Annotated in this window: 24 protein-coding genes; 10 read left to right on the forward strand and 14 right to left on the reverse strand. The window is 67.5% G+C overall.

Annotation, left to right across the window (positions count from 1 at the left end; all coding sequences use genetic code 11):
* Positions 1-51: 51 nt before the first annotated feature.
* Positions 52-1,770 carry a SulP family inorganic anion transporter gene (locus ABL840_RS26385; protein ID WP_093203271.1) on the forward strand — a complete coding sequence of 573 codons (1,719 nt, stop codon included), beginning with the start codon at positions 52-54 and terminating at the stop codon, positions 1,768-1,770.
* A 13-nt stretch (positions 1,771-1,783) separates the two neighbouring features.
* Positions 1,784-2,671, forward strand: a complete 888-nt coding sequence (locus ABL840_RS26390) for a LysR substrate-binding domain-containing protein (RefSeq protein ID WP_093203274.1) — start codon at positions 1,784-1,786, stop codon at positions 2,669-2,671.
* A 10-nt stretch (positions 2,672-2,681) separates the two neighbouring features.
* On the opposite strand, the gene ABL840_RS26395 is transcribed toward ABL840_RS26390, so the two are convergent.
* Positions 2,682-3,266: a DUF3299 domain-containing protein gene (locus ABL840_RS26395; protein WP_093303906.1), complete on the reverse strand. Its 585-nt coding sequence runs from the start codon at positions 3,264-3,266 to the stop codon at positions 2,682-2,684.
* A gap of 128 nt (positions 3,267-3,394) precedes the next feature.
* Here ABL840_RS26395 and ABL840_RS26400 point away from each other — a divergent pair, with 128 nt between their 5' ends.
* Positions 3,395-3,928 carry a hypothetical protein gene (locus ABL840_RS26400; protein WP_093304180.1) on the forward strand — a complete coding sequence of 178 codons (534 nt, stop codon included), beginning with the start codon at positions 3,395-3,397 and terminating at the stop codon, positions 3,926-3,928.
* Here ABL840_RS26400 and arfB read toward each other — a convergent pair.
* From arfB to clpB, 4 genes are all read right to left on the reverse strand, one after another.
* Positions 3,897-4,304, reverse strand: a complete 408-nt coding sequence (gene arfB, locus ABL840_RS26405) for an alternative ribosome rescue aminoacyl-tRNA hydrolase ArfB (protein WP_093303903.1) — start codon at positions 4,302-4,304, stop codon at positions 3,897-3,899. The two genes, ABL840_RS26400 and arfB, sit on opposite strands and share 32 nt — an antisense overlap.
* A 5-nt stretch (positions 4,305-4,309) precedes the next feature.
* A complete protein-coding gene (locus ABL840_RS26410; protein WP_093303901.1) occupies positions 4,310-5,494 on the reverse strand; it encodes an acetyl-CoA C-acyltransferase family protein in 1,185 nt (394 codons plus the stop codon).
* Positions 5,495-5,618: 124 nt separating this feature from the next.
* Positions 5,619-5,966, reverse strand: a complete 348-nt coding sequence (locus tag ABL840_RS26415) for a hypothetical protein (protein ID WP_093203284.1) — start codon at positions 5,964-5,966, stop codon at positions 5,619-5,621.
* A gap of 6 nt (positions 5,967-5,972) precedes the next feature.
* Positions 5,973-8,594 carry an ATP-dependent chaperone ClpB gene (clpB, locus tag ABL840_RS26420; protein WP_093203286.1) on the reverse strand — a complete coding sequence of 874 codons (2,622 nt, stop codon included), beginning with the start codon at positions 8,592-8,594 and terminating at the stop codon, positions 5,973-5,975.
* 109 nt (positions 8,595-8,703) lie between these two features.
* Here clpB and ABL840_RS26425 point away from each other — a divergent pair, with 109 nt between their 5' ends.
* The gene (locus ABL840_RS26425) at positions 8,704-9,696 is read left to right on the forward strand and encodes a Bug family tripartite tricarboxylate transporter substrate binding protein (RefSeq protein WP_093203289.1); all 993 of its coding nucleotides are present in this window, start codon (positions 8,704-8,706) and stop codon (positions 9,694-9,696) included.
* Between the two features lie 9 nt (positions 9,697-9,705).
* On the opposite strand, the gene ABL840_RS26430 is transcribed toward ABL840_RS26425, so the two are convergent.
* Entirely contained in the window at positions 9,706-10,182 is a 477-nt protein-coding gene (locus ABL840_RS26430; RefSeq protein ID WP_093303898.1) for a molybdenum cofactor biosynthesis protein MoaE, read from the reverse strand.
* A gap of 264 nt (positions 10,183-10,446) precedes the next feature.
* Between ABL840_RS26430 and dapA the strand changes: the two genes are divergently transcribed.
* Entirely contained in the window at positions 10,447-11,343 is an 897-nt protein-coding gene (dapA, locus tag ABL840_RS26435) for a 4-hydroxy-tetrahydrodipicolinate synthase (RefSeq protein WP_093303895.1), read from the forward strand.
* Here the strand turns inward: dapA and ABL840_RS26440 are convergent.
* The 8 genes from ABL840_RS26440 to ABL840_RS26475 are packed head-to-tail and all read right to left on the reverse strand — an operon-like array spanning position 11,330 to position 18,811.
* Entirely contained in the window at positions 11,330-11,581 is a 252-nt protein-coding gene (locus tag ABL840_RS26440; protein ID WP_093303893.1) for a MoaD/ThiS family protein, read from the reverse strand. The genes dapA and ABL840_RS26440 overlap by 14 nt on opposite strands.
* 5 nt (positions 11,582-11,586) lie before the next feature.
* Positions 11,587-12,873: a gephyrin-like molybdotransferase Glp gene (glp, locus tag ABL840_RS26445; RefSeq protein WP_093303891.1), complete on the reverse strand. Its 1,287-nt coding sequence runs from the start codon at positions 12,871-12,873 to the stop codon at positions 11,587-11,589.
* Positions 12,866-13,411 (reverse strand): molybdopterin-guanine dinucleotide biosynthesis protein B, encoded by a 546-nt coding sequence (gene mobB / locus ABL840_RS26450; protein ID WP_093203301.1) that lies wholly within the window; start codon positions 13,409-13,411, stop codon positions 12,866-12,868. Before mobB ends, glp begins: the two co-directional genes overlap by 8 nt.
* 18 nt (positions 13,412-13,429) lie before the next feature.
* Positions 13,430-14,845: a threonine synthase gene (thrC, locus tag ABL840_RS26455; RefSeq protein WP_093203304.1), complete on the reverse strand. Its 1,416-nt coding sequence runs from the start codon at positions 14,843-14,845 to the stop codon at positions 13,430-13,432.
* Between the two features lie 9 nt (positions 14,846-14,854).
* On the reverse strand, positions 14,855-15,169 hold the full coding sequence (locus tag ABL840_RS26460) for a response regulator (RefSeq protein ID WP_093303889.1): 315 nt from the start codon (positions 15,167-15,169) through the stop codon (positions 14,855-14,857).
* A 26-nt stretch (positions 15,170-15,195) separates the two neighbouring features.
* On the reverse strand, positions 15,196-16,518 hold the full coding sequence (locus ABL840_RS26465; RefSeq protein WP_093203307.1) for a homoserine dehydrogenase: 1,323 nt from the start codon (positions 16,516-16,518) through the stop codon (positions 15,196-15,198).
* Between the two features lie 23 nt (positions 16,519-16,541).
* Positions 16,542-17,582 (reverse strand): DUF1176 domain-containing protein, encoded by a 1,041-nt coding sequence (locus ABL840_RS26470; protein WP_093303886.1) that lies wholly within the window; start codon positions 17,580-17,582, stop codon positions 16,542-16,544.
* On the reverse strand, positions 17,579-18,811 hold the full coding sequence (locus ABL840_RS26475) for a pyridoxal phosphate-dependent aminotransferase (RefSeq protein ID WP_093303884.1): 1,233 nt from the start codon (positions 18,809-18,811) through the stop codon (positions 17,579-17,581). Before ABL840_RS26475 ends, ABL840_RS26470 begins: the two co-directional genes overlap by 4 nt.
* A 110-nt stretch (positions 18,812-18,921) precedes the next feature.
* Between ABL840_RS26475 and ABL840_RS26480 the strand changes: the two genes are divergently transcribed.
* The 5 genes from ABL840_RS26480 to ABL840_RS26500 all read left to right on the forward strand — a co-directional run bounded on the left by ABL840_RS26480 (position 18,922) and on the right by ABL840_RS26500 (position 22,907).
* Positions 18,922-19,305, forward strand: coding sequence for an Mth938-like domain-containing protein (locus ABL840_RS26480; RefSeq protein ID WP_093077666.1), 384 nt, complete (start codon positions 18,922-18,924; stop codon positions 19,303-19,305).
* Positions 19,306-19,454: 149 nt separating this feature from the next.
* On the forward strand, positions 19,455-19,931 hold the full coding sequence (locus ABL840_RS26485; protein WP_019655927.1) for a peroxiredoxin: 477 nt from the start codon (positions 19,455-19,457) through the stop codon (positions 19,929-19,931).
* A 211-nt stretch (positions 19,932-20,142) separates the two neighbouring features.
* Positions 20,143-21,921, forward strand: a complete 1,779-nt coding sequence (locus ABL840_RS26490; RefSeq protein ID WP_093303880.1) for a PhoH family protein — start codon at positions 20,143-20,145, stop codon at positions 21,919-21,921.
* A gap of 158 nt (positions 21,922-22,079) precedes the next feature.
* Complete coding sequence (locus tag ABL840_RS26495) at positions 22,080-22,451, forward strand: VOC family protein (protein WP_093303877.1); 372 nt, start codon at positions 22,080-22,082, stop codon at positions 22,449-22,451.
* A 6-nt stretch (positions 22,452-22,457) separates the two neighbouring features.
* Complete coding sequence (locus ABL840_RS26500; RefSeq protein ID WP_093303875.1) at positions 22,458-22,907, forward strand: EVE domain-containing protein; 450 nt, start codon at positions 22,458-22,460, stop codon at positions 22,905-22,907.

A 22,907-nucleotide genomic window follows, 5' to 3' on the forward strand; every position in this document is an offset into this window, starting at 1 on the left:
GGCGCACCGCGCATGTGCCTGCAGTTCTCTCCCGTGCGCCCGCAAACATCCATGACCCCGGCTGCCCCCTCTCCTTCCCTGCGCCAGCGCCTGTCCCGCTGGGTTCCCTGCCTGGCCTGGCCCCGTCCTTCCGCAGCGCTGCTGCGCAACGAGGCGATGGCCGGCATCACCGTGGCGCTGATGGTCATTCCGCAGGGCGTGGCCTATGCGGCGCTGGCGGGCATGCCGCTGGTCACGGGCGTGTACGCGGCGCTGTTCCCGGCGCTGATCGCGGTGATGTTCAGTTCCTCGCAGCGGCTGTCGGTGGGGCCCACGGCGCTCACCAGCCTGCTGGTCGGCGCCTCGCTCGCGCCGCTGGCCGTGGCAGGCAGCGCCGAGTGGGTGGCGATGGCGGTGTGGCTCACGCTGATGTCGGGCGCGATCCAGATCGTGCTGGGCGCCGGACGTTTCGGCTGGCTGCTGCGGCTGGTGAATTCGCCGGTGCTCATCGGCTTCACGCAGGGCGCGGCGGTGCTGATCGCCATTTCACAGCTGCCGGCATTGCTGGGCTTCACCGGGCGGACCATTCCGCAGGTGCTGCAGGGCGGGCCGCTGCCCGACCTCGTGGCCATCGCATTCGGCCTCGGCAGCATTGCGGTGCTGTGGCTGGGCAAGCGCCTGCTGCCGCGCTTTCCGACCACCATGGCGCTGGTGGCCGGCGCGGCGGCCATCAGCTGGCTGGTCGACTACGCGCTGCGCGGCGGCGCGGTGGTGGGCACCCTGCCCTCGGGCCTGCCCTCGTTCTACTGGCCCGGCCTGCTGCCGCTGAGCACCTTCAGCGCGCTGGTGCTGCCGGCGCTGATGATCACTCTGGTGAGCTTTCTCGAGACGGCGTCCAGCGCCAAGGTCGACAACGCGCGCGCCGGCACGCTCTGGAACGAAAACCAGGACCTGATCGGCCAGGGCCTGGCCAAGCTGGCATCGGGCTTCACGGGTGCGTTTCCCACCAGCTCGTCCTTCTCGCGTTCGGCCATCACGCTGTACGCGGGCGCGCAGACCGGCTGGGCGACGCTCTTCAGCGTGGTCGTGGTGGCCGGTGCGTTGCTGTGGCTGATGCCGCTGCTCTATCACGTGCCGCAGGCGGTGCTGGCGGCAGTGGTGGTCACGGCCATCCTCGGGCTGGTGAAGCCGGCGAGCTTCACCGCGCTGTGGCGCATCTCGCGCATCGAGGCAGGCATCGCCTTCGGCACCTTCGTGCTGACCATCGCGACCGCGCCGAGCATCTACTGGGGCGTTCTCGGCGGGCTGCTTGCCGCCCTGGCGCACTACATGTACCGGCACCTGCACCCGCGCATCATCGAGGTGGGCCTGCACCCCGACGGCAGCCTGCGCGACCGCCACCTGTGGAAGCTGCCGCCGCTGGCGCCGAATCTCTATGCGCTGCGCATGGACGCCGAACTCGACTTCGCCTCCGCCTCCACGCTGGAACGCGCACTCACGGTGGCGGTGGCCGAGCAGCCCGGGCTCACCGACGTGTGCCTGTTCGCGCAGCCCATCAACCGCATCGACATCACCGGCGCCGAAGTGTTCGGCTCGATCCGCCGGATGATGGAATCCAAGGGCATCCGCCTTCACCTGAGCGGGATGAAGCTGCCCGCGATGCAGGTGCTGGAAAGCGCCGGGCTGCTGGCGCCGGGGCCGATGCTGTTCAGCTATCGCACCGACGGCGAGGCGCTCGCTGCACTGATGCCGCGCGTCGAGGTGCCTGCGGAGCATGAAGCCGCCGCCTGACACGCCAGCCCCCATGAAGACCACCATCGAAGAACTCGTCGCGTTCCGCACGGTGGTGGACACGGGCTCGATCACGGCCGCGTCGGAGCAGCTGTCGCAGACCGTCTCGGGCATCAGCCGCGCGCTGAGCCGGCTCGAGCAGAAGCTCGACACCACGCTGCTTCGCCGAACCACGCGGCGGCTCGAGCTCACGGAGGAAGGCGCGGCCTTCCTGCAGCGCACGCGCGCGATCCTCGATGCCATCGACGACGCCGAGGAGCACATGGCCGCGCGCCGCCAGCAGCCTGCGGGCCGGCTGCGCGTGAACGCGGCCTCGCCCTTCATGCTGCATGCCATCGTGCCGCTGGTGCCCGAGTTCCGCAGCCTCTATCCGCAGATCAGCCTCGAGCTCGACACCGACGACCTGCCCATCGACCTGCTGGAGCGCCGCACCGACATCGCGATCCGCATCGGCCCGCTGCGCGACTCGACGCTGCATGCGCGCCCGCTGGGCACGCACCGGCTGCGCGTGCTCGCGAGCCCGGCGTATCTCGAGGCGCACGGCAAGCCGCGCAAGGTGGCCGACCTGGCCGACCACACCCTGCTGGGCTTCACGCAACCCGAATCGCTGAACCGCTGGCCCCTGCGCGGCGTGCACGGCGACGAATGGAACATCGCGCCCACGCTGGTGGCGTCGAGCGGTGAAACGCTGCGTCAGCTGGCGCTGGCGGGCGTGGGCATCGTCTGCCTGTCGGACTTCATGACGGGCGCCGACCGCGAAAGCGGCGCGCTGGTGCAGGTGCTGGCAAAGGAGACGGCGGACGTGCGCCAGCCGGTGAATGCCGTGTACTACCGCAACACGCAGCTGTCGGCGCGCATCACGTCGTTCCTGGATTTCCTGTCTCGCCGCATGGGCGGCTGAGCACGGCCGCTCACTGCGGCTGCTTCGGCACGAAGCGCTCGACCGCGGCCGACTTGATCTCGTAGCCGCTCACGCCCATGTCCGCCGACGAGTAGCGCGCCGCCTTCAGCGTGCCGCTGACGTACACCGTGTCCATCGCGTGCAGGCCCTTCACGGTCGAGGCCGCGACCACGCGCACGATCTGGTTGGCGGGCGGCGGCGGGGTATGGATGCAGGCGCCGAAGTACGGCACCAGCAGGAATTCGCGGATGCCCTCCTGCGTGTTGTCCAGCGGGACGACGAAACCGGCGAGCTTGGCCGCCTTGCCGTCGAGCGCGACGTTGACCGGCGCGTTGTCCCAGACGGCGCGCATCTCGTCGAGCATCTGGATCGCGCGCGGATCGTTGTCGCGCAGGGCTTCGAGGCTGATGTTGCGGTAGCGCCTGGTGGGGTCCCAGCTCTTGGGGATCAGCTCTTCCCACTTGAGCTCGGGCGCCGCGGCGGTGCTCTGCACCGGCCCGGCCACGCCCGGGCCACAGGCGCTCAGCAGCACGGCCAGCGGCACCAAAAGGAGCGCTGCAGCAAGCCTCGCACGCGGAAAGAGAACTCTTCTCATGAATACGATTGTGCTTGGGAGATGTTTCAGACCCGTAAAGCAGGGCCTTTGGCACTCAATTCATCCCAGATTCGGCAAATTTGAAACAAAGCGCCAGAATGCCGCACCACGATCACGAGGAGGTCCGCATGGCACCGACAGGATGGCTGGGGCTCACGTCCCTGGGTATCGTTCACACCGCGATCAGCCTGATCGCCGTCGTCGCGGGGCTCCTGGCCCTGTTCCGCTACAAGGAAATCACGATGCGCACCGGGCTGGGCCGGCTCTTCGTGTGGACCACCGTGCTGACCTGCCTCACGGGCTTCGGCATCTTCCAGCACGGCGGCTTCGGCAAGCCGCATGCGCTGGGCATCATCACGCTGCTCGCGCTGGCCGTGGGCGCGCTCGCCGGGCGTGGCGTGCTCTTCGGCAAGTGGGCGCGCTACGTGGAGGCCATCGCGTTCTCGGCGAGCTTCCTGTTCCACTGGATCCCGGCCTTCACCGAAACGCTCACGCGCCTGCCGCTCGGCGCCCCGCTGCTGCCGAATGCCGACGCGCCGGAGCTCAAGGCGATCACGGGCGTGCTGTTCGTGCTGTACCTGATCGGCGTCGGCCTGCAGATTCGCCGGCTGCGCGGCGGTGCCGGAACGCTCAGTCCCGAACCGGCCCGCGCAGGCTCTTGATCTGCGAGCGCTGGCTCTTGCCTTCGAGCCGGCGCTGCTTCGAGCCGTAGGTGGGCTTGGTCACGCGCCGCACGCGAGGAGCGACGGCCACGCTGTCGACCACCGCCTGCAGGCGCGCGAGCGCGTCGGCACGGTTCATCTCCTGCGTGCGGTGCTGCTGCGCCTTGAGCACGAACACGCCTTCCTGCGTGATGCGGCTGTCGCGCAGCGCGAGCAGCCGTTCCTTCACGTCGGCCGGCAATGAGCTGGCATGGATGTCGTAGCGCAGGTGCACCGCGCTCGACACCTTGTTGACGTTCTGCCCGCCCGCGCCCTGCGCCCGGATGGCGCTGAAGTCGACCTCGTCAGGGTCGATCAGGACGAGCGGACGGAGCATGCGGCTCAGACGCGTTCGAAGACGGCCGCGATGCCCTGCCCGCCGCCGATGCACATCGTGACCAGCGCATAGCGACCGCCAGTGCGCTGCAGCTCGGCGATCGCCTTCGTCGTGATGATCGCGCCGGTCGCGCCCACAGGATGGCCCAGCGAAATGCCCGAGCCGTTCGGATTGACCTTGGCCGGATCGAAGCCCAGTTCCTTGATGACCGCGCAGGCCTGCGCCGCGAAGGCTTCGTTCGACTCGATCACGTCGAAGTCGCTCACCTTCAGGCCGGTGCGCTCCAGCACCTTGCGCGTGGCCGGCACCGGGCCGATGCCCATGTACGCGGGCTCGACGCCGGCGTGCGCATAGCCGACAAGGCGCGCCAGCGGCTTCAGCCCGCGCGCCTTGACGCTCTCGCCGCTGGCCAACACCACTGCGGCCGCGCCGTCGTTGATGCCCGAGGCGTTGCCGGCGGTGACGAGGCCGTCCTTCTTGAACGCGGGCTTCATCTTCGACAGCGTCTCGACGGTGGTGTCGGCGCGCACGTGCTCGTCGGTGTCGAAGAGCACGACACCCTTGCGCGTCTTCACCTCGACCGGAACGATCTGCTCCTTGAAGCGGCCCGCCGCGATGGCGGCCGCCGCGCGCTGCTGGCTGCTCACCGCCAGTTCGTCCATCTGATCGCGCGTGATGCCATAGCGCGCGGCCACGTTCTCGGCCGTGATGCCCATGTGGATCTTCTCCCACGGGTCGTGGAGGATGCCGAGCATGTAGTCGACCAGCACCGCATCGCCCATGCGCGCGCCGTAGCGTGCCGAGGTGTCGAAATACGGACCGCGGCTCATCGACTCCGAGCCGCCGCCGATGGCGATGTCGCAGTCGCCCAATGCGATGGCCTGCGCGGCCGACACGATGGCCTGCAGGCCCGAGCCGCAGAGGCGGTTGACGTTGAAGGCCGGCGTCTCGATGGGGCAGCCCGCGTCGATGGCCGCCACGCGGCTCAGGTAGGCGTCTTTCACGTCGGTGGGGATCACGTTGCCCATGACCACGTGGCCGATGGCATCGGCTGCGACGCCGCTGCGCTCGATGGCTGCCTTGACGGCGGTGGTGGCAAGCTGGGTGTTGGGCACGTCCTTCAGCGAGCCGCCGAAGGTGCCGATGGCGGTGCGGGCGATGCCGACCACGAAGATGTCGCGCGAAGTCATTGGGTGTCTCTCCTGGATGAAAGCAAAAAGCCGCGGCTGGCGAGCCGCGGCTCCAGGAGGACGATTCTGACGGCGAACGGCGCGACCGGCTGTCGCGCTCGAAATAGCGCCGGATGCCGGCCGGTCAGCCGCGCGGAGAAACCGACTTGGGCGAAACGTCGGTCACGTCGCTGGCGCTGCCTCGGATGCGCACCGGGCGCTCCACCGATTCGCCGCGTGCCCGGGCGTTGGCAACGTCGGCAGCGGTCGGTTCGGCCGGCTGTGCCGCATTGCGAAATCGGTCGAAGCCCGAGCGGGGATTGAAGCGCCCGCCCATCGAAGCCATCCAGGGCGTCACGGGCTTGCCCGTGAGGCGCCCCCAGGCGTAGCGAACGCCCCAGACGGCCGCCAGCAGCATGACCGCAACAGCCAGGCTGGCCGCGAAAACCAGCCCCAGGAGCAGAAGAATGACGCGTATTACGAAGTTCATCATCCGACTTTAGGCCGAAGCGACCGCCGTTGGTTCCCCCGCCTTTCGGAAGGCGAACTGGCCGGGCGACTGGATCGGGTCGGTCGTGACCTCGATCGTGTCCTTCGGCCCGAAGCTTCCGTCGAGCAGCAGCTTCGACAGCGGGTTCTCGATGCGCTGCTGGATCGCGCGCTTCAGCGGACGCGCGCCGAACACCGGATCGAAGCCGACCTTGGCGATCTCCGCCAGCGCCGCCGGCGACACCTCCAGGCCCAGGTCCATCTTCGCGAGCCGCGCCTGCAGCACCTTGAGCTGGATCGCAGCGATCGATTCGATGTTCTTCGCGTCGAGCGCATGGAACACGACCGTCTCGTCGATGCGGTTCAGGAACTCGGGGCGGAAGTAGTTCTTCAGCTCGTCCCACACCGCTTCCTTGATCTCTTCCGAGGGCTTGCCCACCATGGCCTGGATGATGGGCGAGCCGATGTTGCTCGTCATCACGATCACGGTGTTCTTGAAGTCCACGGTACGGCCCTGGCCGTCCGTGAGGCGGCCATCGTCGAGCACCTGCAGCAGCACGTTGAACACGTCGGGGTGGGCCTTCTCGACCTCGTCGAGCAGCACCACGCTGTAGGGCTTGCGGCGCACGGCTTCCGTGAGGTAGCCGCCCTCCTCGTAGCCCACGTAGCCCGGCGGCGCGCCGATCAGGCGTGCGACCGAATGCTTCTCCATGAACTCGCTCATGTCGATGCGGATCAGGTGGTCTTCGCTGTCGAACAGGAAGCCCGCGAGCGCCTTGCACAGCTCGGTCTTGCCCACGCCCGTGGGGCCGAGGAACAGGAACGAGCCGGTCGGGCGGTTCGGATCGGAGAGGCCCGAGCGCGAGCGGCGGATCGCGTTGGCGACCGCGCCGATGGCCTCGTCCTGGCCGACCACGCGCTCGTGCAGCTTGTCTTCCATCACGAGCAGCTTGTCGCGCTCGCCCTGCATCAGCTTGGCGACCGGAATGCCGGTGGCACGAGCCACGACCTCGGCGATTTCTTCCGAACCGACCTGCGTGCGCAGCAACGTGGGCGCGCTGGACTTGCCCTTGGTGGCCTCGCTGGCCTCGGCTTCCTTCAGGCGCTTCTCGAGCGCCGGCAGCTGGCCGTACTGGAGCTCGGCGACCTTGTTGAAGTCGCCCTTGCGCTTCCATTCCTCGATCTGGAACTTGATCTTGTCCACGTCTTCGCGCACCTGCGCGCTGCCCTGGGCCTGGGCCTTCTCGGCCTGCCAGATCTCGTCGTAGTCGGCGATCTCCTTCTGCAGCTTCTCGATCTCGTCCTCGATCAGGCCGAGGCGCTTCTGCGAGGCCTCGTCCTTCTCGCGGCGCACGGCTTCGCGCTCGATCTGCAGCTGGATCAGCCGGCGGTCGAGGCGGTCCATGACCTCGGGCTTGGAGTCCATCTCGATCTTGATCTTGGCCGCGGCCTCGTCGATCAGGTCGATGGCCTTGTCGGGCAGGAAGCGGTCGGTGATGTAGCGGTCACTCAGCTCGGCCGCGGCCACGATGGCCGGGTCGGTGATCTGCACGCCGTGGTGCACTTCGTACTTCTCCTGCAGGCCGCGCAGGATGGCGATGGTGGCCTCCACGCTGGGCTCGCCCACGATGATCTTCTGGAAGCGGCGCTCCAGGGCGGCGTCTTTCTCGATGTACTTGCGGTACTCGTCGAGCGTGGTGGCGCCCACGCAGTGCAGCTCGCCGCGCGCGAGCGCCGGCTTGAGCATGTTGCCCGCGTCCATGGCGCCCTCGGCCTTGCCGGCGCCGACCATGGTGTGCAGCTCGTCGATGAAGACGATGGTCTGGCCTTCGTCCTTCGCAAGCTCGTTGAGCACGGTCTTCAGGCGCTCTTCGAATTCACCGCGGAACTTGGCACCGGCCAGCAGCGCAGCCATGTCGAGCGACAGCACGCGCTTGCCCTTGAGCGAATCGGGCACTTCGCCCGCAACGATGCGCTGCGCCAGGCCTTCGACGATGGCGGTCTTGCCCACGCCGGGTTCGCCGATGAGCACGGGGTTGTTCTTGGTGCGGCGCTGCAGCACCTGGATGGCGCGGCGGATTTCCTCGTCGCGGCCGATGACCGGGTCGAGCTTGCCCAGCCGGGCGCGCTCGGTGAGGTCGAGGGTGTATTTCTTGAGGGCTTCGCGCTGGCCTTCGGCGTCGGCGCTGTTCACGCCCTGCCCGCCGCGCACGGCGTCGATGGCGGCCTCGAGCGACTTGCGGCTCAGGCCGTTTTCCTTGGCGATCTTGCCGATGTCAGCCTTGCTGTCGGCCAGCGCCAGCAGGAAGAGTTCGCCGGCGATGAACTGGTCATTGCGCTTGATGGCTTCCTTCTCGGTGGCCTGCAGCAGCTTGCCGAGCTCGGGGCCGACCTGCACGATGTCGTGGCCCTGCACCTGCGGCAGCTTCTTGATGGCGGCCTCGGCCGCCTGCGTCAGGCCCGGGACGTTGACGCCGGCACGCTCCAGCAGGGCGCGCGGGCCGTCGTCCTGGCGCAGCATCGCGACCAGCAGGTGGGCTGGTTCGATGTAGGCGTTGTCGTTGCCCAGTGCGAGCGACTGCGCGTCGCCCAGTGCTTCCTGAAATTTGGTGGTGAGTTTGTCTTGTCGCATGGCTTGATTCCTGCATTCAAAATAGGGACGTCGGCCGTCCCTTCAAGTGCGAAAACGCTTGCGGGGCTTTTTCTTGTTCTTTCCACTTCTGCTGTTTTTGGAGTCCATCATGTCCTTTTCAAGGCGCAATGTCGTGTCGCTCGGGGTGCAAATGCTGCTGGCGCTGGGTCTGTCGGGTGCCGCGCTGGCACCGGCCCAGGCGCAGAGCGGCACGCCGATCCGCCTGCTGGTGGGCTTCCCCGCCGGTGCCGGCACCGACGCCATTGCACGCACGCTGGGCGAAAAACTCAAGGACGTGCTGGGCGTGCCGGTGGTGGTCGAGAACCGCGCCGGCGCGGGCGGCCAGATCGCGGCGACGGTGCTGAAGTCTTCGCCGGCCGACGGCCACACGCTGTTCCTGTCGCACGACCACACCATCTCGATCCTGCCGCAGGTGGTGAAGAACCCGGGCTTCAACCCCGCCACCGACTTCGTGCCCGTGGCCGGCTTCGCCACCTTCGCCAACGTGCTGGCGGTGTCGGGCGGCACGCCGGCCAAGAGCATCGACGAGTACGTGAAATGGGTCCGCACGCAGAAGGGCGGCAAGGAAACCATCGGCATCCCGGCGCCGGCCTCGATTCCGGAGTTCCTGGTGAAGATGATCTCGGACAAGTACAAGATCGACGTGCAGCCCGCGCCCTACCGCGGCAGCGCGCCCATGACGGCCGACATGCTGGGCAACCAGATCACCGCGGGCATCGCCTCGGTGCCGGACTTCATCGAGAACCACAAGGCGGGCAAGGTGCGCATCGTGGCCTCCATCGGTTCCAAGCGGCAGGCCGTGATCCCGAACGTGCCGACCTTCACCGAGCTGGGCTTCTCGAACCTGGAAGACCTGCCCTACTACGGCATCTTCGCGCCCGTGGGCACGCCGCAACCGATCATCGACAAGTACGGCGACGCGCTGCAGAAGGTGCTGGCCATGCCCGACGTGAAGCAGAAGCTCACGACCATGGGCCTGACGGTGGGCTACGAGCCGCAGGGCCAGTTCGCGGGGCGCGTGCGCACGTACACGCAGACCTGGGAAAAGATCATTCAATCGAGCGGCTTCAAGCCACTCTGAACAGGGTTCTCAGGCGTTCGGGGCGCTGATGCCCCAGCGCGCCAGGGCCGCGTCGTCGGCTACGCGCGCATCGACCCAGCGGGCGCCTTCGGGCGTCTGCTCCTTCTTCCAGAAGGGCGCCTGGGTCTTGAGGTAGTCCATCAGGAACTCGCAGGCCTCGAAGCTCTGGCCGCGATGGGCCGAGACCACCGCCACCATCATGATCTGGTCCTCGGGCTGCAGCAGCCCGACGCGATGGATCACGCGCGCCCCCAGGATGTCGAAGCGGCGATGGGCCTCGTCGATCATGGCCTCGATGGCCTTCTCGGTCATGCCGGGGTAGTGCTCCAGCTCCATCGACGAGACGCTGCTGCCGTCGTTGCGGTCGCGCACCGTGCCGACGAAGCTGCAGACGGCGCCCACGCGTTTGTCGCCGTCGCGCAACGTGGCGACCTCCCGCGAGAGGTCGAAATCGTTCGTCTGGATCGAAACACGCGCAACGCTCATGTCCGAATTGTGGCATCGCGATAGACTGCGCCGATGCCCTGCCTCGCCACGCCCACGCTCTTCCCGGTGCCTTCGCACCCCGAAGGCCGCCGCGCAGGCCAAGGCAGCAGCAACAAAGCCAAAAAACCAAAGCTCGTCTGACCGGAGCCGAGGTTCCGTCGTCGGATGAGCGACGGAACCTGCAGAAGGCTTTGGCCCCTCCTGGGTTGCGCGCGCATCGGACGGTGGTTCTTTCCATCGGTCGATTCCTGAAAGGAAGCCCGCGTGCCTCAACAACAACCAAGCCCCGACACCCCCGACTTTTCCGGTTTCTGGGTGGCCCTCGTCACTCCGTTCCGCGACGGCGCGGTCGACCACACCGCCCTCGCCTCGCTGGTCCGGCGCCTTGCCGACGACGGCGTGACCGGCTTCGTGCCCTGCGGCTCCACCGGCGAGGCCGCCGCGCTCGACGAGACCGAGCAGCTGGCCGTGCTCGACACGGTGCTGGGCGCGGCCGGCGGCCTGCCGGTCGTGATGGGGATCTCCGGCTATCACCTGGGCAAGGCCACGGCCTGGGCACGCAGGCTCTCCGAACGCCCGCTGGCGGGCCTTCTGGTGGCCGCGCCGCACTATGTTCGCCCCTCGCAGGCCGGTCTGCTCGAATGGTTCCATGCCATCGCCGACGCCAGCTCGGTGCCCGTGCTGGTCTATGACATTCCCTACCGCACCGGCGTCAGCATCGCCCGCGAGACACTGCTGGCGCTGGCCGAGCATCCCCGCATCCGCGGTATCAAGGACTGCGGCGGCGACATGGCCAAGACGCGCGCGGTGATCGCCGACGGCCGTCTGCAGGTGCTGACGGGCGAGGACCACCAGATCTTCGGCACCATGGCCGAAGGCGGCGTGGGCGCCATAGCGGCCAGCGGCAATGTGCAGACACGGCGCTTCGTGCGGCTGGTGAAGCTGCTGGCGGACAACCGGCTGGCGGAGGCCCGCGCTGAATGGCAGGCGCTGCAGCCGCTGGTGGAACTGCTGTTTGCCGAGCCGAATCCCGGTCCGGTGAAGGCGCTTCTGGCCCACGCCGGCGAAATGCGCGACGAACTGCGCTCGCCGATGACCCGTGCGTCCGACAGCCTGCGCGAGCGCCTCGTGGCGCTGGACGCCCGGCTCAACCGCCCGTAACGGGCGGGAAGAAGGCGACCTCGCAGCCTTCTCGCAGGGCCGCGGCTTCGTCGCTCATGACCTGGTCGAGCGCCATGCGCACCGCCTTGCCGCGAGCAAGCGCGGTGGCGTAGGCGCCGCCCCTGCCGATGAACTCGTCGCGCAGGGCCGAAAGCGTTTCGGCTCGCGTCTCGACGGCTTCGCCGCTGCTGGAAAGCGCCTCGCGCACCGAGGCGAAATAACGGACCTGGACTTTCATGCGATTCAGCCCAGCAGCGATGCGAAGGGAATGAAGTCGACGATGTCGCCCGACTTGATCGTCCTGCCCGCCGGGTTGTCGACCACGCCGTCGCCCCAGACCATCGAGGTGAGCACGCCCGAACTCTGGTTGCCGAACAGATCGAGGCCGCCGGCCGCATTGCGCCGCACGCGCAGGAACTCGCGGCGCTTGTCGGCGCGCGGCCAGTCGAAATCGGCGCGGATCTTCACCGACTCGGGCGCAACGCGCGTGGCGCCCTGAAGCGTCAGCAGGAAGGGCCTCACCAGCATCAGGAAGGTGAGGAAGCTCGACACCGGGTTGCCCGGCAGCCCCGTCACATGGCAGGCGCCCTGCCCGCTGCTGCGCGCGATGGAGCCGTAGGCGAAGGGCTTGCCGGGCTTCATCGACAGCGACCACAGCTGCAGCTCGCCCAGCGACTGCAGCGCCGCGCGGATGTGGTCTTCCTCGCCGACGGAAACACCGCCGGTCGTGATGATCAGGTCGCTCGCCTCGGCCGCGTCGCGCAGCGCCACGATGGTGGCTTCGCGGTTGTCGGGCACGATGCCCAGGTCGTTCACCTCGCAGCCCAACCTGTGCAGCAGGGCCCGCATGAAGAAGCGGTTGGAGTTGTAGATGGCGCCGGGCTTCATCGCGCCGGGGGCGACCTCGCCGGGCATCACCAGCTCGTCGCCGGTGGAGAGCATGGCCACGCGCGGCTTGCGCGCGACCTGCAGGCGGTCGAAACCGACGCTGGCCGCAAGGCCCAGCGCCGCGGGGGTCAGGCGCTCGCCCTTCTTGAGCACGACGTCGCCGGAGGCCACGTCCTCGCCCGCGCGGCGAATCCACTGGCCGGCTGCCGGGACGATGGCGATGCGCACCGAACCCAGGCCGCCTTCCTGCGGCGTGGCGGCGGTGTCTTCCTGCATCACGACGGCGTCGGCGCCCTCGGGGATCTGCGCGCCAGTGAAGATGCGCGCCGCGGTGCCGGCCACGAGCGGCGCGCCCACGGTGCCGGCGGGAATGCGCTGGGCCACCTTCAGCTCCGCGCCCGGCGCGGCGCAGTCGGCCACGCGCACGGCGTAGCCGTCCATCGCGCTGTTGTCGCGCGGCGGCACCGTGAGGCCGGAAACGAGATCCTGCGCCAGCACGCGGCCATCGGCGTCGAAGGTGCCGACGCTTTCGGAGGGCAGCACCGGCGTCGCCTTCGCGAGCAGCGTCGCGATCGCCTCGTCGAGAGGCATCAGCGGCGGGCGCGAGGACGAAGCGGCGAAGGGAACGGGTGAATCAGCCATGGTGATCGGGGTTGTATTCGAAGCGGTCGCCGCTGTCGATCAACCACTTCGCAATGGCCTCGGCATCGTTGAGGTCGAAGAGCGGCCGCTCGGTGGGCTGCGGCAGGCCGGCGGGCGCATCGGTGGCCACGGCGACGACGAAGGGATCGTCGGGATACAGCACGGGGCGCAAAGCCTCGCCCGCCCCCGGCTCGCGCCAGATCTCGATCTTGGGCAGGTCGCTGTGCCGGAAACCCTCGACCAGCACCCAGTCGGCGGCCGGATGCGCCTCGGCCAGCAGCTGGTGCACGCTGAGCTCGACGGGAACCTCGAACTCGCGCATCACCGCCAGCCGCTTGTCGGAAGCGACGACCACCTCGAAGGCACCGGCCTCGCGATGGCGGTACGTGTCCTTGCCGGGATGGTCGATGTCGAACTTGTGGTGCGCGTGCTTGACCACCGACACGCGCTGGCCGAGCCGCTTGAGCGCGGGAATGAGGCGCTCGAGCAGCGTGGTCTTGCCCGCGCCCGAGTAGCCGGCGAAACCGACGACCTTCATGCCGGAGAGCCGCCGCCGTCAGTCACAGTTTTCTGCGATGAAAGCCTTCACGGCTTCCGCGTCGGCCGGCAGCTTGACGACGCGCTTGGGCAGCGCCTCGATGCCCTCGAACTTCTTCGGACGCGCGGGCTCCTCGCCAAGCGCTTCGACCAGCGTGGCGGCGAACTTGATAGGCAGCGCGGTTTCGAGCACCACCATCGGCACGCCGGGGGTGAGTTGCTCGCGAGCGGCCTTGAGGCCGTCGGCCGTGTGCGGATCGACCAGCGTGGCGAAGCGCTTGTCGGTGTCGCGGATGGTGGCCAGACGGTCGGCATGCGTGCTGCGGCCGCTGCGGAAGCCGAAGCGCCCGGCGGCCTGCGCGAACGCCGGATCGGCGCTCAGGTCGAAGCTGCCGTTCAGGCCCAGGTCGTCCACGAACAGCTTGCGCAGCTTGGCGGGATCGCGGCCGACCAGGTCGAACACGAAGCGTTCGAAGTTGCTGGCCTTGCTGATGTCCATCGACGGGCTGGAGGTCTCGTGCGTGTCGACCGCGGCGCGCACGCGGTAGACGCCGGTGCGGAAGAACTCGTCGAGCACGTCGTTCTCGTTGGTGGCGACCACCAGCGTGTGGATCGGCAGGCCCATCGAGCGGGCCACGTGGCCCGCGCAGACGTTGCCGAAGTTGCCCGAGGGCACGGTGAAGCTCACCGGCTTGTCGTTGCTCGCGGTGGCCTGGAAGTAGCCGGCGAAGTAATAGACGACCTGCGCCAGCAGCCGCGCCCAGTTGATCGAGTTGACCGTGCCGATGCGGTACTTGCGCTTGAAGGCCAGGTCGTTCGACACCGCCTTGACGATGTCCTGGCAGTCGTCGAACACGCCGGTGATGGCGATGTTGTGGATGTTCGCGTCCTGCAGGCTGAACATCTGCGCCTGCTGGAACGGGCTCATGCGGCCGTCGGGCGAGGTCATGAAGACGCGCACGCCCTTCTTGCCGCGCATGGCGTACTCGGCCGCGCTGCCGGTGTCGCCGCTGGTGGCGCCCAGGATGTTGAGCTCGGCGCCGCGGCGGGCCAGCTCGTACTCGAACAGGTTGCCCAGCAGCTGCATCGCCATGTCCTTGAAGGCCAGCGTGGGGCCGTTGGACAGGGCTTCGAGGTACACGCCGTCTTCCAGCTCGCGCAGCGGAACGATCTCGTCCGTGCCGAACACCTCGGCGGTGTAGGTCTTCGCGCAGATCGCCTTCAGGTCGGCCGACGGAATGTCGTCGATGTAGAGCGAGAGGATCTCGAAGGCCAGCTCGGCGTACGGCAGCTTGCGCCATTTGGCGAGCGTGGCGGTGTCGATCTGCGGGTACTGCTCGGGCAGGTAGAGGCCGCCATCGGGCGCGAGGCCTTCGAGGAGGATTTCGCAGAAGCGCTTGCGGTCGGGGTGACCGCGGGTGCTCAGGTAGTTCACGGGATGTTCCTAGAGGCCAATTCCATAGTGGCGCAGATCAAGCCAGAAGCGGGAGCCGATCAGCGCCAGCATGCCGAAGAAAAGAATGAAGTAGTGCGGGACGCGGTACTCGACGTTGTCGGTCGCATCGAGCGCCGAGAAATACGCCCAGGCCGCGAGAAAGCTGCCCGCGCCGTTGAGCACGAGCTGCCGCCAGCCGAGGCTGGCGAACAAGGCCAGCACGACCAGCACCGCGAACCCAAACGCCAGGTGCCAGCGCGGCATGTCCACGTGCGCGAAGCGGAGCAATCCGACCAGCGCGAATGTGGCGATGAGCGTGGGCACGACGGCATTCCATGGCGACGATCAGCTCAGGACAGCTCTTCCTTGCGGATGCGCACGATCGGCTCCAGCACGGTCGGCAGCGCCTGCAGCTCGGCCAGCACGTCGTTGACTGTGCCTTCGCGCGCGTCGTGCGTGAGAATGATCAGGTCGGTCTGGGTCGAGCCTTCGCCGCCCACTTCATCGGCTTCGCGCTGCAGCACGGCGTCGATGCTGATGCCGGCGGTGGCGAGCAGGCCCGTGACCTTCGCGAGCACGCCGGCCTGGTCGGCCACGCGCAGGCGCAGGTAGTAGCTGGTGACGACTTCCGACATCGGCAGCACCTTCAGGTCGCTCATCGCATCGGGGTGGAAGGCCAGGTGCGGCACGCGGTGCGCGGCGTCTGCCGTGTGCAGGCGGGTGATGTCGACCAGGTCGGCGATCACGGCGCTGGCGGTGGGTTCGCTGCCTGCGCCCTTGCCGTAGTAGAGCGTGGTGCCAACGGCGTCGCCGTGCACCACCACCGCGTTCATCGCGCCTTCGACGTTGGCCAGCAGACGCTTCGACGGCACCAGCGAGGGATGCACGCGCAGCTCGATGCCCTTGGCGGTGCGCTTGGTCACGCCCAGCAGCTTGATGCGGTAGCCCAGCTGCTCGGCGTACCTGATGTCCTGCGCGGCGAGCTTGGTGATGCCCTCGATGTGCGCCTTGTCGAACTGCACCGGGATGCCGAAGGCGATGGCGCTCATCAGCGTGACCTTGTGGCCCGCGTCCACGCCCTCGATGTCGAAGGTCGGGTCGGCTTCGGCGTAGCCCAGGCGCTGCGCTTCCTTGAGCACGGTCGCGAAGTCCAGGCCCTTGTCGCGCATCTCCGAGAGGATGAAGTTGGTGGTGCCGTTGATGATGCCGGCCAGCCACTGGATGCTGTTGGCCGTGAGGCCCTCGCGCAGCGCCTTGATGATCGGGATGCCGCCGGCCACCGCGGCCTCGAAGGCCACCATCACGCCCTTGGCGTGCGCGGCCGCGAAGATCTCGGTGCCGTGCACCGCGAGCAGCGCCTTGTTGGCCGTGACCACGTGCTTGCCGGCCGCAATGGCCTCGAGCACCAGCTGCTTGGCGATGCCGTAGCCGCCGATGAGCTCGATGACGATGTCGATCTCGGGGTTGGCGATGACTTCGCGCGCATCGCTGACCACCTTCACGCCCTCGCCTGCCACTTCGCGGGCGCGGGCGGTGTCGAGGTCGGCCACCATGGTGATCTCGATGCCGCGGCCGGCGCGGCGCTTGATTTCTTCCTGGTTGCGCTGGAGCACCTTGAAGGTGCCGCTGCCGACCGTGCCTGCACCGAGCAGGCCTACTTGGATGGGTTTCATTGGGAGGATCGCACTCATGGCGTTCATGGTTTGGATGGGGTGGCGGACGGCTCGGAAAGCTCCACGCGGGTGACATAGCGCGGCAGGCTCCAGGCACCGCCCGCGAAGCCGCGGCACATGCCGTCGCCCGCGGCGGCGGTGCGCACGAAGTCCTTGCCGTTGAAGCTCCAGGTCTCGCTCGACCAGCAGTCGCCGATGCCGCGGCCCTTCATCGAGGAGGTGACGCTGCCGTCCTTCTCGTCGAAGTCGCCGTTGGCCTCGATGGCGACGGGCGCATAGGGCGGCTTGTCGTTGGCGATCCAGAGCAGGCTGGAGTAGTTGTAGGCGCCCATGCCGCAGCCGAAGGACAGCAGCACCTTGCGATCGGTCAGGCGCGAGACGTTCAGCGACTTGGCGTTGAAGTCGTCGTGGTTGTTGCAACCGTCCTTGGCATCGGACTGCTTCAGCGAGGGGAAGATGCGCGCGGCCAGGCCGTCATCGCCGGGGCGCGCCTTCGGCGGCACGACCACGTGCACGACGGGCGCTGGCACCGGCGGCAGCACCGTGGATTCGGGCTTGCTGCCGCGGCGCACGAGCGCGCCCGGCGTACCGACACGGCCCTGGACCTCGTCCATCTTCAGCAGCACGGCATTGAGGCCGGAGAGCGAGAGAACCCACTTCTGTCCGCCGCGGTCCATGAGCGTGGCATCGTCGTTCTTGAGCAACTCGGGGAGCACCGCGCGGACCTGATCCTGGTCGAGGCTGGTGGAGCTGTCCTTGAGGCTGGACAAGGTGGCCTTGCCGACCTTGAAGCGCACCGGGCCCTTGGTTGCCTTCTCGCCGCCGGTCTGGAGTTCGATTTCGATGGATGTGCCCGGGCCCGCTTTGCGCGTGATGAGCATCGACACCGGTTCCGTGATGTCCGCGCCTTCGGACTGGTAGCCGGCGGCACGGCAGGTACGGGTGTTGTCGCAGGCCAGCTCCCAGTCGTTGTGCGAGAACGAGACGCCGTCCTTGCCGGCGGCGCCGGCGGACAGTGCGGCGAACGACAGCGCCGCTGCGGCAGCGATGCGGGCAGGGATCATTGGCGCGACTTGCGGCGCAAGCGGTACTGCTCCAGGAACTTCGCGATGCGGTTGATGGCCTCGCGCAGGTCGTCCTCATGGGGCAGGAACACGATGCGGAAGTGGTCGGGCGTGGCCCAGTTGAAGCCGGTGCCCTGCACCAGCATCACGCGGGTTTCCTTCAGCAGCTCGAGGAAGAACTGGCGGTCGTCCTCGATCGGATAGACCTCCGGGTCGAGCTTGGGGAACATGTAGAGCGCGGCGGTCGGCTTGACGCAGCTCACGCCCGGGATGGCGGTGATCAGCTCGTAGGCCAGGTCGCGCTGGCGGCGCAGGCGGCCGCCATCGCAGACGAGGTCGTTGATGCTCTGGTAGCCGCCGAGCGCTGTCTGGATGGCCCACTGGCCAGGCACGTTGGCGCACAGGCGCATGTTCGAGAGCATGTTCAGGCCCTCGATGTAGTCCTGCGCGCTGCGCTTGTCGCCCGACACCACGAGCCAGCCGGCGCGGTAGCCGCAGGAGCGGTAGCTCTTGGAAAGCGAGTTGAAGGTGAGCGTGAGCACGTCGGTCGACAGGCTGGCGATGGCCGTGTGCTTCGCGCCGTCGTAGAGCACCTTGTCGTAGACCTCGTCGGCGAAGATCACGAGGCCGTGCTCGCGCGCGATGTCGACGATGCTCTTGAGCAGCGCGTCGGAGTACAGCGCGCCAGTCGGGTTGTTCGGGTTGATGACCACGATGCCCTTGGTGCGCGGCGTGATCTTGGCGCGGATGTCGTCGAGGTTGGGCATCCAGCCGTTGGCCTCGTCGCACAGATAGTGCACCGGCGTGCCGCCGGACAGGCTGGTGGAGGCGGTCCACAGCGGGTAGTCGGGGGCCGGCAGAAGCAGCTCGTCGCCGTCGTTGAGCAGCGCGTTGGTGGACATGGCGATCAGCTCGCTGGCGCCGTTGCCCAGGTAGATGTCGTCGAGGGTGACGCCCGCGATGCCCTGCTTCTGCGTCTCATGCATCACCGCCTTGCGTGCCGCGAAGACGCCCTTGCTGTCGGAGTAACCGGCCGAGGTGGGCAGGTTGCGGATCATGTCCTGCTGGATTTCCTCCGGAGCATCGAAACCGAACACGGCAAGGTTGCCGATGTTGAGCTTGATGATCTTCTGGCCGTCCTCTTCCATCTGCTTGGCCGCGTCCATGATGGGACCGCGGATGTCATAGAGGACGTTGGCCAGCTTGGCCGATTTCTTGAGCTGCTTCAAAGGGCCCTCCCGGGCGCGGGTTAGAGTTTGCTTACGCGGAATCAAAGGCCCTTGCGAGCCCCGTGGCACTAGGGAAAACCTATAATTTGACCACAGTTCCCAGCGCCCAGATGAAGCTCCAGCCCGACAAATCCGACGCTCAATCGCTCACCGCACACGGCCCAGGCTGGGTGGCGATCAACAACGAAAAAGTAGAAGGCAGCGTAGTGGTTGGCTCGCGCGGCGAGCGCTTCGAGTGGAATTGTTCGAGCTTCGACCAGCTCGGCGCCGAACATTTCGCGCAATTGGCGACCCTGGGCGCCGAATTGATCATTTTCGGCAGCGGAAACCGCATCCGCTTCCCCCAGCCCGCCTGGCTGAAGCCGCTGATGGCCCAGCGCACCGGCGTGGAGACCATGGATACGGCGGCAGCCTGCCGGACCTACAACATCCTGGCCGGAGAAGGCCGGCACGTGATCGCCGCCCTGCTGGTCGAGAGCCCGGCGGGTGGCTGATAGAGGTGTTTTCGGGGTAAAATACCGGGTTGCGAACAGGCCGGCTACCCCAAAGTTAGCAACGACCAATCCTCCATTCCTTGAGCAAGCCCTGGGCGAAACAGGGCGAGAGGGCTCGGGAACGGAATCTAACGGAGAAAACAAGTTTCATGGCGATCGTTGTCAACAAACCCATTCCTGAATTCGACGCCAACGCCACGGGCGGCATCAAGGTCTCGAACACCTCGCATCTCGGCCACGTGCTGGTCATGTATTTTTACCCGAAAGATAACACTCCGGGGTGCACCACCGAAGCGATGCAGTTCCGCGATCGTTACAAGGACTTCGAAAAGGCCGGCGCCACCGTGTTCGGCGTGTCGCGCGACAACATGAAGTCGCACGACGAATTCAAGGCCAAGCTCGAGCTGCCCTTCGAGCTCATCGCCGACACCGAAGAAAAAATGTGCCACATGTTCGGCGTGGTCAAGAACAAGATCATGTACGGCAAGAAGGTCAAGGGCATCGAGCGCAGCACCTTCCTGATCGGCGCCGACGGCATCCTGAAGGCCGAATGGCGCGGGCTCAAGGTTCCCGGCCATGTCGACGACGTGCTCAAGGCCGTCAAGGCACTCAAGAAGGCCGCCTGACCGCCGTCCGGCAAGCCGGTCGTGCGCTTTTCCGCTTCCGCGTGGGAATTGCCCAACGCGGCGCGTAAAGAGCCTCCGGCGCGTCATCCGCGGTGTGCATAATGGCCTCATGCCGTTGAGCTCCACGACCGCATCCTCCGAACAAAGCCGCCTTGGTCTTCAGGCGGCTTTTTCGTTTTCTGGTTCCCACTTTCTGCGAGCGATCTGACACATGCCACTGCCTCCCGCACCCACGAAACGCGCTGCACTGCTCTCGCCGGACGCACTCGACGCGCCCGCCCGATCCTCGCACCGCGGCTCGCGACGCTCCGGTGATTCGCGCGCTGACGAAGCCGTGGCGCGCAGTCCTCAGCCACTGGAATTGTTCGACAGCCTAGGCACCGAAGGCGCTGGCGGCGGCGAAGGCGTGCGCCCGGCGCGCCGGGCCAAATCGTCGAAATCCACGCCCGCACCCGTGAGCGCACCGCAGCCGCAGGCGCTCGTGCAGGTCGAAACCAAGGTGCCCGCCGCAGAGCCCGTCTCGGCTCCCGCTGCAGCGCCGCAGCCTCCGGCGCGCGCCAAGCGCAGCAAATCGACCGGTCCGGCCAAGCTGTTCGTGCTCGACACCAACGTGCTGCTGCACGACCCGATGTGCCTGTTCCGCTTCGAGGAACACGACATCTTCCTGCCGATGATCGTGCTGGAGGAGCTCGACGGCCACAAGAAGGGCACCACCGAAGTCGCCCGCAACGGCCGCCAGACCAGCCGCACGCTCGACGCTCTGGCCGCCGCCCAGGACGCCGACATCGACAAGGGCCTGAAGCTCGACACCACCGGCCACCGCGAGGCCGGCGGCCGGCTGTTCTTCCAGACCGCCCCGCTCGACTACTCCCTGCCGATCAGCCTGCCCCAGGGCAAGGCCGACAACCAGATCCTCGGCGTGGTGCACGCGCTGCGCGACGAATACGCCAAGGACCGCCCCGGCCGGCCGAAGCAGGAAGTGGTGCTGGTGTCGAAGGACATCAACATGCGCGTCAAGGCGCGCGCGCTGGGCCTGGCCGCCGACGACTACCAGAACGACAAGACGCTGGAAGACGGCGACCTGCTCTACGCGGGTTCGCTGGCGCTGCCGGCCGACTTCTGGACCCGCCAGAGCAAGACCATCGAAAGCTGGCAGAGCGGCAGCAACACCTTCTACCGGATCACCGGCCCGCTGGTGCCCAACCTGTTCATCAACCAGTTCGTGTACTTCGAGGCGCCCGGCGAGCCGAGCATGTATGCCCGCGTCACCGAGATCCGCGACAAGACGGCGGTGCTCAAGACGCTCAAGGACTACAGCTCGGGCAAGAACGCCGTGTGGGGCGTGAACACCCGCAACCGCGAGCAGAACTTCGCGATGAACCTGCTGATGGACCCGGAGATCGACTTCGTCACGCTGACCGGCACCGCCGGCACCGGCAAGACCCTGATGGCGCTGGCCTCGGGCCTCACGCAGGTGCTGGACGACCGCCGCTACACCGAGATCATCATGACCCGCGCCACCGTGAGCGTGGGCGAGGACATCGGCTTCCTGCCCGGCACCGAAGAGGAAAAGATGGGCCCCTGGATGGGCGCGCTCGACGACAACCTCGAGTTCCTGGCCAAGGGTGACGGCGGCGGCGCCGGCGAATGGGGCCGCGCGGCCACCAACGAGCTGATCCGCAGCCGCATCAAGGTCAAGAGCATGAACTTCATGCGCGGGCGCACCTTCCTCAACAAGTACGTGATCATCGACGAGGCGCAGAACCTCACGCCCAAGCAGATGAAGACGCTGATCACCCGCGCCGGCCCCGGCACGAAGATCATCTGCATGGGCAACCTCGCGCAGATCGACACGCCGTACCTCACGGAAGGCTCCTCGGGCCTGACCTTCGCGGTCGACAAGTTCAAGGGCTGGCCGCATGGCGGGCACATCACGCTGGCGCGCGGCGAACGCTCGCGACTGGCCGATTTCGCCAGCGACGTCCTCTGATCCCCCGGGGCACCGCCCCACACGAGCCCGCGCCTGCTCTCCCCGAGCAGCGCGGGCTTTTTTCATCCGTGGTGACAGGCTACTGACAAGACGCTGTCAGTAGGCCGGCAGCACCATCCGGGCTCCTTCCAACGCAACGAAAGAAAGAGAGCCTCGAAATGCAGAACGCCATCACCTGGTTCGAGATCCCGGTCACCGACATCGACCGCGCCCAGGCCTTCTACGAGACAGTGCTCGCGCGCAAGCTGCGCCGCGAGGACTTCGGCGGCGAGACGCTGGCCATCTTCCCCCACGACAAGCCCGCCACAGGCGGCGCGCTGCAGGCCGGCGCCAATGGCAGCGCACGCGCCGGCACGGGCATCCGCATCTATCTCGACTGCAACCCCAGCATCGACGCCGTGCTGGCACGCGTCGAGGCGGCCGGCGGGCAGATCGTGGCGCCCAAGTCCGCCCTGCCGCCCGGCCTGGGCTTCATCGCCCACCTGCGCGACACCGAGGGCAACGAAGTCGGCCTGCACGCGCAGGAGTGATCCACCGTGGCACAGCGCAACTGGATCGCTGTGGCCAGCGCCGAGCATGCACGGCGCGGCCGCGACCACCGGCCGCTCGGCTACATGCAGGTCGGCCACGGCAAGCACGCGCCGCTCAAGCGGCTCTCGGCGGGCGACCGCGTGGCCTACTACTCGCCGGCCTCGGTGTTCGGAGGCACGGACAAGCTGCAAAGCTTCGTGTCGATCGGCATCGTGCAGCCGGGCGAGCCGTACGAATTCGACATGGGCAACGGCTTCGTGCCGTGGCGGCGCGACATGGTCTACGCTGCCGGGCACGAGACGCCGATCGCCCCGCTGATCGAGCGGCTGGCCTTCATCGAGAACCCAAAGCAGTGGGGCTACAAGTTCCGCTTCGGCATGTTCGACGTCACCGATGCCGACATGAAACTGATCGCCCAGGCCATGAAGGCCGACCTGAAAACACTATCGCTCTGA

Origin of the sequence: Variovorax sp. NFACC27, assembly GCF_048301545.1 — a bacterium.
Taxonomy (GTDB): Bacteria; Pseudomonadota; Gammaproteobacteria; order Burkholderiales; family Burkholderiaceae_C; genus Variovorax; species Variovorax gossypii.